The organism is Phyllobacterium sp. 628, from assembly GCF_014189505.1.
Classification (GTDB): Bacteria; Pseudomonadota; Alphaproteobacteria; order Rhizobiales; family Rhizobiaceae; genus Phyllobacterium.
In genome coordinates this window covers 3,865,001-3,876,158 of record NZ_CP050301.1, presented here as the reverse complement: position 1 = coordinate 3,876,158, position 11,158 = coordinate 3,865,001, and the positions used below count along the sequence as shown (strand labels likewise).

Genomic DNA, 11,158 nt, shown 5'->3' with positions numbered 1-11,158 from the left:
ATCTTCCTTCGAAATAGAGCAGCCCGTTCAACCGGCAATCGATTCACCGGATCGATTGCGTGCCGGTCTCACCTCGTCCGCGCTTTTGTGTATTGGCCGCAGGGCCGTCGATCTGAACCGGCATCAGGGGCCCGCAAGGAGGCAAAGCCGACGCCGCGGGACATAAACACAAATCCTGTCCCAAAAACCAACCAAACACAACAATCAACAACCAGCTTCTCAAATACCAAAGCAAATATGCTAACTCTCATCAGCCTCAGAACCTGAAGGGTGAGCGCTCGTCCGGCAAAGCTAGCAAAAACAGCCAACCGGACTGTGCCAACACCCGAACGCGCAAAGCCGGAAACAGCAACCAAACAAACTCCCAGACAAACAACCAGCTTCTCAAACACCTCATCAAACCAAACCCTGAACTAAAAAACACAAAACCCCGCCACCGCGGGGTTTTTGTCGTTGGAAGACATCAACAACGACAATCAAAATAATAAATGCAAGCCTTATAGGGTTCGTTGCTGCAGGGAGACGCAGGCGCTACATTTTTGCGCGCTGCAAAACTCAACAGGATCTCAAAACATGGCTGACATTGTAACTGTGATTCACGGAGTACGCGTTCTTGTGTTTGACCAGGATGGTCCCAAACTTGCGAGTGAACGGGATGCCAATGATTTCCTGAGTGCGGTGTGGGGCGAGGAAGCAACGCTTGCTGCGATTCCCGTTGCGCGATTGGGTACAGATTTTCTGCAGCTCAAAACCCGTATCGCCGGTGAAGTGATGCAGAAGTTCGTCAACTACCAAATCCGCCTGGCGATTGTTGGAGATATTTCTGCATGGATAAAGCAAAGCGCCGCGCTGCGAGATTTTGTCTATGAAACCAATCGCGGGAAAAATCTCTGGTTCGTACGCGATCTGACTGAATTGGAACAAAGACTTGCCAAGGCGGGATAATAGAGCAGGGTGCCGACGTGCTTGCTGCTCTTTGATCGTTGAATGTTTGTAAAAGTTAGCCAGCGAATCACAGGCGCAAGACCTATCGCTTTGCTCGAGCAGGCGCCGTCGTTTCCCGTGACACCAGTTCGAAACCGACATTAACCGCTGAAGTCGTTACAGATTCGGAAGCGGTGCGGTTACCGAGAACCTGTAACAGCAATTCGCCCGTGCGCCGCCCGAGTAATTCGGCGTCGATGTGAATGGTCGTAATGGCGGGGACACATTGCCGGGCAATGTCGAAGTCACCAAAACCCATCAATGACAAATCGGAAGGGACTTTGATTCCACGGCGATGGCATTCCATCAACGCGCCTACAGCCGAAATGTCCGAAACCGCGAAGACAGCTTCGACATCGGGAGCTTTATTGAGCAAGATGCCCAAGGTGAGGGCGCCATGATCATAGGAGACGGGTGCTTCGCCTTCGCGAATCACCAATTCATCACTTAGGCCAGCTTCGCGCAACACGGAGGAAAATCCGGCAAGCCGCGATTCGCCGCGAAGATCTTTGGCATCGCTGTCGATACGCGAACCAAGTGCACCGATTCGCCGGTGGCCAAGCGACAAGAGATGCAGGGCTGCAGCCCGCCCGACTTCATAATTGGAAAAACCAACGGCATGATCGATCGGGTGTTCGGGCGTATCCCAGATTTCCACGATGGGGATTCCTGCCCGCATCATCATTTCGGTGGCCGCCTTGGTATGAGTTGTTCCGGCAACAACGATTGCATCGGGGCGTCGGGCAAGCATGGCGCGGATGATTCGCTCTTCTTCCTCAAGCCGGTACATGGTGTAGCCGATAAGCAGCTGATAATCGGCCGGACGCATGGCTTCGGCCAGTCCCTGCGCCGTATCCGCAAAATTTGAATTCGTCAGCGTGGGCAGAATCGCCGTGATGAAGTTGGTTCTACGCGAAGAAAGGCTACCGGCAACGCGGTCCGGCACGTAACTTAGCTGTTCAATCGCCTTCATAACCTTGATTCGGGTGGCTTCGGAAACGACATCCGGATCAGCAAGCACCCGCGACACAGTCATCGTCGACACGCCTGCAAGGCGGGAGACATCATGCATGGTGGCTTTGGGCGAAGGTGATGGCACGGTTCGGTCCTGTTTGTTCCGAATCAGTTACTTCGGCGTAATCCTGTTGTAAACCACGTGGTAAAAACGGCCATCAAACATATGCATCATTTCATCGGTGATAGCGCGCCCTTCCACGCGGACCGGCGAAGCCAGAGCTTCTTCAACCGCTTCCATCGTTGGATAGTCGATCTCCTTTACCATCGCGATATCAGGCGAATCAGCATCCGAATCGATCTTCCGCATAACGCGCACGGCCTGCGCGTTCGGCATGCGCTTCCACACAGGCAGCAATCTTTCTTCAACAAGCCGGAAGAATTCGTCTTCGCGGCCATCGTGAATCTTGCCTTCGAAAATGGCTGAGCGGGTGAACATGGAACCTCCCTGGCGCTGTGCGCGAGTAGCTTTCAACAAGTGCGATTTGCAATGTTATCGATAACATGCTTCATTCCAAACACAAGCGATAAAATTATGCGTTCAGATAACACTAACATTCGGGACGCGCAGATTAGGGCAACTATTTCGTGAAATTGACGTTTCCACGCGAGTTTTCTGCGCGTTATCAACGTTAAGCGCGTTTTACCCAAGGGGTAAGGCGTAAATGTTATCGACAACAGTTGAGATGATGGTGGATGTGCTCGGGAGGCATGGCCGCTGCTGGTGAAGAGACCAAAGTGGAGGAGAGAATAATGAAACTTTCAAAATCGCTTCGCGTGATGATCGCGGCAATCGGGCTGGGTGCTGCAGGTTTGTTTTCCGCAGCAGACGCCAACGCGGTCACGCTGAATGACATCACATCGCGCGGCACTGTGCGAATCGGTGTGCTGACCGGCGCGCCACCCATGGGAATGGTGGATGAGAAGGGCAATCCATCAGGATATGACGTGGATGTTGCCAATCTGATTGCCAGTTATATGGGCGTCAAAGCCGAGCTGGTGCCATTGACGCCGCCGTCGCGCATTCCGGCATTGCAGACGGGCAAGGTGGATTTTCTTGTAGCCACGCTTGCTCCGACGGGCGAGCGCGCCAAAACAGTCATGTTCACCCAGCCCTATAGCGCTTTCAACATGGTCATCGTTTCCGGCAAGGATCAGAAATTTGGCGCCTTGGCCGAACTTGGCGGCAAACGTGTCGCGGTCAATCGCGGTTCATCACAGGAAGCAGCATTACGCAAGGTCGCGGTGCCGGGCCTTGAGCTTGTGGTCTATGAGGATGATTCGACGTCCGCCCAAGCGTTGATTTCCGGGCAGGTCGATGCTGTCGCACTGCCATCGACGGTTGCCGATGCGGTTTTGAAGCAATTGCCCGATGCGGGTTTGCAGATCGGTTTTACCTTCTTCCGTCAGGGCAATTCCATGACGACCAAGTTGCAAGACTTTGAAATGCATCAATGGTTGAACAACGCCATTTACCTGATGAAGACCTCCGGTGAACTGGATGCCATTTCGGTCAAATGGACTGGCCAGCCTATGGCGCAGCTGCCCTCCTTCTGATCACGGTTCTGTCGCTCCACCAGGCATATTTGCCCGGTGCCTTCCCTCATGGAGGCCGGACATGTCCTATACGTTCCAATTTGGCGTCATTGCCCAATATCAAAATGAGATTCTTGCCGGGATATGGATGACCATCAAGCTTTCGGTCGCCTCGATCATTCTGGGCTGTGCAGCAGGCATTGTGCTGGCGTCTGTCCGTTCAATGAAACCGGGCATTGGCCGCATTCTTGTCGATGCCTATGTCGAGATCATCCGCAACACACCGTTTCTGGTGCAGCTCTTCATCGTTTATTTCGGCCTGCCGGGAATGGGGTTTCGCGTCAGCGCCGTGACCGCAGCGCTGATCGGGATGACCATCAATCTCGCCGCCTATTCGACGGAAATTATCCGGGCAGGCATTGAATCCATTCACAAATCGCAGATCGAGGCGGGTGAAGCCTTGGGTTTTACCAAGCTGCAGATCTATCGCCATGTCATCATCATGCCAGCCATCGCCAAGGTTTATCCGGCATTGTGCAGCCAATTTGTCCTGATGATGCTGGCTTCATCGGTGTGCTCGGCGATCTCGACCAACGAGCTTGCCGCCTCGGCTGCCTTCATTGAATCGCAGAGCTATCGTTCCTTCGAAATCTATATCGTCGTGACGCTGATCTATCTCGCATTGGCGCTCACATTGCGCGGCGTGCTGGCTTTGGCAGGTTTGTGGTTGTTTGGCCGCCGTGTGGCGCGACGAACGGCAACGGCGTTGCCGGAGGTGACAGCATGATTCTGCGTACCTTTGGTTTCAGCGAATTCGGGTTTTTGCTTTCAGCGCTGCTCTGGACAGTGGTTCTGACAATCATTGCGCTCAGCGGCGGCGGCGTTGTCGGCTTTCTGATCGCCCTTGCTCGCACCTCCACGCAAAAATGGCTGCGGATTGCCGCGGCCACCTATATCCAGATCATTCAGGGCATTCCCGTGCTGATGATCCTGTTTCTATCCTATTACGGCCTGAGTTTGGCTGGATTGCAATTGCCGCCTCTGGTGGCAGCCGGGGCGTCTATGACTATTTATGCCTCGGGTTATCTCGCTGAAATCTGGCGTGGATGCATTCAGTCCGTGCCGAAGCCGCAGTGGGAGGCATCCGAATCGCTGGCGATGACCCGTGCCCAGCAATACCGTTATGTGATCCTGCCACAGGCCTTGCGCATTTCGTTGCCCTCGACAGTCGGCTTTGCCGTCCAGGTGGTCAAGAACACGTCGATCACCTCGATCATCGGTTTTGTCGAACTCGCCCGTGCGGGCCAACTCATCAACAATGCGACGTTCCAGCCATTCCGCGTCTTTATTGCCGTCGCGATGCTGTATTTCGTCGTCTGTTATCCGCTGTCCCAGCTGTCGCGTTGGCTGGAAAGGAGACTCCATGCCAGAAGTCATCATTGAAAATGTCCATAAGAGCTTCGGCTCCGTCGAAGTTCTCAAAGGCGTGTCGCTGACCGTTGAACCGGGCGAAGTTATCGCGCTGATTGGCCGGTCTGGCTCGGGTAAGAGTACCCTGTTGCGGTGCATCAATGGGCTCGAAAAGATCAATTCCGGCCGTATCGAGATTGCCGGGCATACTGTCAGCGCCGATCCAAAGCAGTTGCGTGAATTGCGCCGGGATGTTGGTATCGTCTTCCAGAGTTACAATCTGTTTCCGCATTTGAGCGTTGGCGAAAACATCATGCTGGCACCAAAGATCGTCAAGAACATCGGTAAGGTGCAGACGCGCGAGACGGCCGAAAAGGTTTTGCAACTGGTAGGGCTTTCGGAGAAATTCGATGCCTATCCCGACGAACTCTCCGGCGGTCAGCAACAGCGTGTGGCGATTGCCCGTTCGCTTGCCATGCAGCCAAAGGTGATGTTGTTTGACGAGGTCACGTCGGCGCTTGATCCGGAGCTGACGGAAGAAGTGCTTAACGTCATGGAACAGCTTGCCCGGGATGGCATGACGATGATTCTGGTCACGCACGAAATGAGCTTTGCCCGGCGTGTCGCCACCAAAACCATTTTCATGCATCAGGGCAAAATCTGGGAGGAGGGGCCGTCAAAACAACTCTTTGGTGATCCGCAAACCCCGGAACTGCGCCAGTTCGTCAAATCCGATGTTAAATGAACCCACTATTTCAGGAACTCTATAATCATGCCGATCGATATTTTGCAGCTATGCCCCTTGATGCCGTCGCTCGAAGCGGAACTTGCGAAGTGCTACACCGTCCACCGTTGGTTCGAGATGAAGGACCAGGCCGGCTTTCTCAAAGCCCATGCGGACAAAATCCGTGGTGCTGTCACCGGTGGTCATATCGGAATTCAGATGGAGCTCGCGGCGCAACTGCCGAAACTTGAAATCATTTCGATCAATGGCGTCGGCTATGACAAGATTGACCTCAACGAAGCACGCAAGCGCGGTTATCGCGTGGCCAATACGCCCGATGTGCTGACCGCTGACGTTGCCGACCTCGCCCTTGGTCTGATCATCGCCTTGGCGCGCCAACTCGTTCGGGCCGATCACCATGTTCGCGCCGGAAACTGGACGAAAGGCGAGTTGGGTCTTGGTCATCGCGTATCCGGCCGCCGCTATGGTATTTTCGGTCTTGGCCGCATCGGCCAGGCTATAGCCAAGCGCCTTGAAGCTTTTGATGGACACATATCCTATTCGGGCCGTCGCAAGCTGGATGTGCCCTATACATTTTATCCAGATATCAACGACCTTGCTGCCAATTGCGATGTGCTGGTGGTTGCTGCTGCGGCATCTGCCGAAACAAAGCACGTGGTCAACGCGGACGTGCTGAAAGCACTCGGGCCCAATGGCAGCCTCATTAATATTGCGCGCGGATCACTCGTTGACGAAGCAGCGCTGATTGCGGCGCTGCAGAATGCCACTATCGCGGGTGCCGGACTTGATGTTTTCGCCGACGAGCCGCGTGCGCCGGAAGCGCTGTTCGGCATGAAGAATGTTGTGCTCACGCCGCATGTGGCAAGTGCCACCCATGAAACACGTCAAGCCATGGCTGATCTGGTGCTGGCCAATCTTGATGCGCAATTCACTGGTAAACCGTTACCGGCCGCTGTCGTCTAACCGCTTGGCTCGCCAAATAAAGAAGGGAAAGCCGCATGCCTGACACACACAACATTGCGGTTATCGGTGCTGGTTTGATGGGCACAGCAATCGCAACCCGGCTTGTGGAAACAGATCATGTGGTTCGTGTCTTCGATCTTGATAAGGAAAAGGTTGCTGCGCTCGTCGCCAAAGGCGCTGTTGCGGCATCTTCGGTTGCAGACGCGGCCGCCCAAAGCAGCTTTATCATCCTGAGCCTCAATCACGCGGATATTGTTCGCGCGGTCGTTTTTGGCAAGGATGGTGTGGCCGCTGCGGGAAGTGCGGACAGGTTGCTGATCGATATGTCATCGATTGATCCGAAAGAAACAGCCGATATGGCAGCCAAGCTTGCGCTGCAAACCGGGATGAAATGGCTGGATTGTCCATTGTCGGGTGGAATTCCCGGCGCGCTTGCCGGACGGCTGACCGTGATGGCTGGCGGTGAGATCGAAGATTTTGAACGGGCGAGAAGCGTGATGCAGCACCTTTGCGCCAATTATACATTGATGGGTCCAAGCGGGGCCGGGCAGACGACGAAGCTCATCAACCAGTTGTTCTGCGCCGTGGCTTTTCAGGCTGTTGCCGAGGCGGTGAAGCTGGCGGAAGCGGGCGGTGTCGATCCTGCCATTATTCCACAGGCGTTGGCAGGTGGACGGGCTGACAACCGGATCATGCAGGAATTCATGGCGAAGTTCGCGCGGCGTGACTACACGCCAACCGGGCGTATCGATAATATGCTGAAGGATCTGGATTCCCTGCAAACCTTTGCGCTGAAGACCAAAACACCCTTGCCGATGACTGGTCAGGTCATTGAGATACACCGGCTGCTCTGTGCGGCCGGTCTGGGTTCAAAGGACTCAGCGGAAATGATGCGGCTGCTGGATGGATTTTCCAGCTAGTTCTACAGTTTCTGCTCGTGCAACCATTCGACACTGGCCGCAACAATCATATCAATCGGGTGCACCACGTCCTGCGTGAAGACGAGCGGCTCAATGGTCGGTGGTTCCAGCGTCGCCAACTGACTGTCCAGCATCGACAGGGGCATGAAATGTCCGGTGCGTTTGCCCATGTGGGCGCGCAGGACTTCCAGACTGCCATCGAGAAAGACGAAGGCAAGAGGCCCGCCCGCTTCCTGGCGCAGCCGGTCGCGATAAGTCTTTTTCAGGGCCGAACAGGAGACGACAATGCCCTTTTCGGCTTTTGCCAGTTCCGCACCGATTTTGTCCAGCCATGGCCAGCGGTCGTCATCGGTCAGCGGAATGCCCGCAGACATTTTTTCCACATTGCTTGCCGGGTGCAGCACATCGCCCTCAAGGAAAGGAAGATCGAGCGCCTTGGCAATCCCTTCGCCAACCGAGGATTTTCCCGAGCCGCTGACGCCCATAACAATAAGTCTGATCATACTGAAGCCGTGATTCCGCCGTCGATGTGGATGGTCTGACCATTTACAAAGGACGATGCATCACTGGCCAGGAAAACCGCCACGCCAACCAGTTCCTCCACATTGCCCCAGCGTCCGGCAGGGGTGCGTTTCTCCAGCCAGCTGGAAAACTCAGGGTTGTCGATCAAGGCCTGATTGAGCGGCGTTTTGAAATAACCGGGTGCAATGGCATTGACCTGCAGGCCGTATTTGGCCCAGTCGGTGCACATGCCGCGGGTCAGATTGCGCACGGCGCCTTTAGTTGCGGTGTAGGGCGCAATGGAAGGGCGGGCCAATTCGCTTTGCACGGAAGCGATATTGATGATCTTGCCACGTCCGCGCTTGATCATGTGTTTTGCCGCGCTTTGCCCGGCATAGAAAACGCTTGAAATATTGGTCTGCAACAAGAGCTGCCATTTGTCTTCGGGAAAGTCTTCCAGCGGCGCGCGGAACTGCATGCCGGCATTGTTGAAGAGAATGTCGATCGCGCCAATGGCGTCCTCGATCCCGTCGATACCGGCTTTGACACTCTCGAGATTCGTGACGTCGAATACGGCCGCACGGGCTTTGTGGCCAGCCACTTTCAGCTCAGCAACCGCCGCATCGACTTTTCCCGCATCGCGGCCGTTGACGACGACTTCCGCGCCATGTTCCGCCAGACCTTTCGCCAAGGCAAAGCCAATTCCCTGGCTGGATCCTGTTATGAGCGCAAGCTTGCCCTCAAGGCTGAACAACGGATAGGCCATTCTCTCATTCCTCCGGAAATTTGCAGAGATACGGCGCGCGAAAGCCGCCGTTGCGTTCTCTGCTTGACATAAATGTTATCGATAACATATGCAAGGTCCAGTCTGTTGTGGCGTGCAAACCTTATCCCGACAATGTCGGCTGGTCAGGCAATGCGCAAGGAGGAATCCATGAAAGCTGTCGTCATCCATGCTGCAAAGGATTTGCGCATTGAAGAGCGTGAGCCCGATGTTCTTGGTGCCAGTCAAGTGGATGTGGCCATCGAGGCTGGCGGCATCTGCGGTTCTGATCTGCATTATTACAATCATGGCGGGTTCGGTGCGATCCGGCTGTGCGAGCCGATGATTCTCGGGCATGAAATTGCCGGTACGATCAAGGCGCTTGGCGCCGGCGTGAGCGGGTTCGCTATCGGCGACCGCGTAGCCGTGTCCCCAAGCCGTCCCTGCAACCATTGCGACTATTGTCTGAAGGGCATGCAGAATCACTGTCTCAACATGCGGTTTTACGGCAGCGCGATGCCCATGCCGCATATACAAGGCGCGTTCCGCCAGCGGCTGATCGCTGAAGCATGGCAGTGCCACAAGGTTAGGGATAGCGTATCGATCAATGAGGCGGCTTTTGCCGAACCTTTTGCGGTGACACTGCACGCGGTCAATCGTGCCGGATCGCTGCTCGGCAAGCGCGTTCTGGTGACGGGCTGCGGTCCCATAGGGGCGCTGACGATCATTGCCGCCCGGGCGCATGGCGCGCAGGAAATCGTTGCGACTGACGTTATGGACGCCGTGCTGGTCAAGGCCCGGGAAATCGGTGCCGACCGTACAATCAATGTTGCCGATCATCCCGAAGAACTCGCCGCCTATTCTGCCAACAAGGGCTCATTCGATGTGATGTTTGAAGCGTCGGGCAATGAGCGGGCTTTGCGGGCAGGGCTTGAGACGCTGCGGCCGCGTGCCATTCTCATGCAGCTGGGGCTTGGCGGTGATATCTCCATTCCGCAGAACATGATCGTATCGAAGGAAATCGACATGCGTGGCTCCTTCCGTTTTCATGAGGAATTCGGACTGGCGGTGGACCTGATCAATCGCGGTGCGGTGAATGTGAAGCCATTGCTGACAGGCATTTTCAAACTGGATGAGGCAGTCGCGGCATTCGAAACGGCGGGTGATCGCAGCCGCTCAATGAAGGTGCAACTTGCCTTCGATTGATGTTCTTTGAATGATTGCTTCAAATGTGCATTGAAACGCCTTTTTGCTATGCTAAGGTCCAGTCAGAGGCAGTTTTGCTGAAGCAATTTACATTGCTTCTTGCCTCCTGCGCCATTTTCCCATCGCCAATGCGTTGATGCTTTCGAGCGTATCGCTATGGATGTGTTTGGGATGAGATTTTTACGTGACGGCTGCCCGCCGTCATCAAGAAGGACGGACGAGAATTATGACATTGCACCAGAATCTGATCGACGGTGTTTGGACCGGCGGTGACGCTATCGCCAATATCAACCCCTCCAATACCAATGATGTTGTGGGCGAATATGCCCGCGCGACGGCGGACGATACATTGAATGCCATTGCTGCGGCCAAGGCGGCTTTCCCGGCATGGTCTCGCTCCGGCATTCTGGAGCGCCATGCGATCCTGCGCAAAACCGCCGATGAAATCACCGCTCGCAAGGATGAGATCGGCAGGTTGTTGTCGCGCGAAGAAGGCAAGACGCTGGCTGAAGGTATCGGCGAAACGCTGCGCGCCGCCCAGATTTTTGATTTCTTCGCCGGAGAAGTCCTGCGCCTGGCTGGCGAAATCCTGCCAAGTGCCCGCCCGAATATCGGCGTCGAGATTACCCGCGAAGCCGTTGGCGTCGTTGGCATCATCACTCCATGGAATTTCCCGATCGCCATTCCGGCCTGGAAAATTGCTCCGGCGCTCGCCTATGGCAACACGGTGGTTTTCAAGCCCGCGGATCTGGTGCCGGGCTGTTCCTGGGCTATTGTTGATATCCTGCATCGCGCCGGATTGCCCAAGGGTGTGTTGAATCTCGTCATGGGCAAGGGCTCCGTGGTCGGCCAGACCATTCTCGATAGCGCCGACGTCAACGCTATTACCTTTACCGGCTCCGTTGGTACCGGCAAGCGCGTTGCGGCGGCTTCCATTGAACATATGCGCAAGTTCCAGCTGGAAATGGGCGGCAAGAACCCCTTCGTTGTTCTTGACGATGCGGATTTGAATGTCGCCGTAGAAGCGGCTGTTAATAGCGCCTTCTTCTCCACCGGACAGCGCTGCACGGCGTCGTCGCGCATTATTGTCACCGAAGGCATTCATGACCGCTTTGT

13 protein-coding genes (1 of these 13 only partly in view) are annotated in these 11,158 nt (G+C 55.2%); 9 read left to right on the top strand and 4 right to left on the bottom strand.

Annotation, left to right across the window (positions count from 1 at the left end):
• Window positions 1–453: 453 nt before the first annotated feature.
• A complete protein-coding gene (locus HB779_RS20600) occupies window positions 454–945 on the top strand; it encodes a DUF4180 domain-containing protein (RefSeq protein WP_244642442.1) in 492 nt (163 codons plus the stop codon).
• Between the two features lie 82 nt (window positions 946–1,027).
• Here HB779_RS20600 and HB779_RS20595 read toward each other — a convergent pair whose 3' ends face one another.
• Together HB779_RS20595 and HB779_RS20590 are read right to left on the bottom strand one after the other, a co-directional pair.
• Window positions 1,028–2,056, bottom strand: a complete 1,029-nt coding sequence (locus HB779_RS20595; RefSeq protein ID WP_188346031.1) for a LacI family DNA-binding transcriptional regulator — start codon at window positions 2,054–2,056, stop codon at window positions 1,028–1,030.
• Between the two features lie 54 nt (window positions 2,057–2,110).
• Window positions 2,111–2,437: a hypothetical protein gene (locus HB779_RS20590; protein ID WP_188344064.1), complete on the bottom strand. Its 327-nt coding sequence runs from the start codon at window positions 2,435–2,437 to the stop codon at window positions 2,111–2,113.
• Between the two features lie 314 nt (window positions 2,438–2,751).
• Between HB779_RS20590 and HB779_RS20585 the strand changes: the two genes are divergently transcribed.
• The 6 genes from HB779_RS20585 (at window position 2,752) to HB779_RS20560 (ending at window position 7,572) form a co-directional block, all read left to right on the top strand.
• Complete coding sequence (locus tag HB779_RS20585; protein WP_188344063.1) at window positions 2,752–3,555, top strand: transporter substrate-binding domain-containing protein; 804 nt, start codon at window positions 2,752–2,754, stop codon at window positions 3,553–3,555.
• Between the two features lie 61 nt (window positions 3,556–3,616).
• Window positions 3,617–4,321, top strand: a complete 705-nt coding sequence (locus tag HB779_RS20580) for an amino acid ABC transporter permease (RefSeq protein WP_188344062.1) — start codon at window positions 3,617–3,619, stop codon at window positions 4,319–4,321.
• A complete protein-coding gene (locus HB779_RS20575) occupies window positions 4,318–4,977 on the top strand; it encodes an amino acid ABC transporter permease (protein WP_188344061.1) in 660 nt (219 codons plus the stop codon). The genes HB779_RS20580 and HB779_RS20575 overlap by 4 nt, the downstream gene beginning before the upstream one ends.
• On the top strand, window positions 4,958–5,689 hold the full coding sequence (locus tag HB779_RS20570; RefSeq protein WP_188344060.1) for an amino acid ABC transporter ATP-binding protein: 732 nt from the start codon (window positions 4,958–4,960) through the stop codon (window positions 5,687–5,689). Before HB779_RS20575 ends, HB779_RS20570 begins: the two co-directional genes overlap by 20 nt.
• Window positions 5,690–5,716: 27 nt before the next feature.
• Entirely contained in the window at window positions 5,717–6,652 is a 936-nt protein-coding gene (locus HB779_RS20565) for a 2-hydroxyacid dehydrogenase (RefSeq protein WP_188344059.1), read from the top strand.
• Between the two features lie 35 nt (window positions 6,653–6,687).
• Window positions 6,688–7,572, top strand: coding sequence for an NAD(P)-dependent oxidoreductase (locus HB779_RS20560; RefSeq protein WP_188344058.1), 885 nt, complete (start codon window positions 6,688–6,690; stop codon window positions 7,570–7,572).
• Window positions 7,573–7,574: 2 nt separating this feature from the next.
• On the opposite strand, the gene HB779_RS20555 is transcribed toward HB779_RS20560, so the two are convergent.
• Both HB779_RS20555 and HB779_RS20550 read right to left on the bottom strand, forming a co-directional pair.
• Window positions 7,575–8,075 (bottom strand): gluconokinase, encoded by a 501-nt coding sequence (locus HB779_RS20555; RefSeq protein WP_188344057.1) that lies wholly within the window; start codon window positions 8,073–8,075, stop codon window positions 7,575–7,577.
• Complete coding sequence (locus tag HB779_RS20550) at window positions 8,072–8,839, bottom strand: SDR family oxidoreductase (RefSeq protein WP_188344056.1); 768 nt, start codon at window positions 8,837–8,839, stop codon at window positions 8,072–8,074. The genes HB779_RS20555 and HB779_RS20550 overlap by 4 nt, the downstream gene beginning before the upstream one ends.
• Before the next feature lie 168 nt (window positions 8,840–9,007).
• On the opposite strand from HB779_RS20550, the gene HB779_RS20545 reads away from it, so the two are divergent.
• Window positions 9,008–10,042, top strand: a complete 1,035-nt coding sequence (locus HB779_RS20545; protein WP_188344055.1) for an L-idonate 5-dehydrogenase — start codon at window positions 9,008–9,010, stop codon at window positions 10,040–10,042.
• Between the two features lie 226 nt (window positions 10,043–10,268).
• Window positions 10,269–11,158, top strand: partial view of an aldehyde dehydrogenase family protein gene (locus tag HB779_RS20540; protein ID WP_188344054.1) — the 5' portion only. Its footprint extends 544 nt past the window's final position; only the first 890 of its 1,434 coding nucleotides appear in the window; its start codon is at window positions 10,269–10,271; the stop codon falls past the right edge of the window.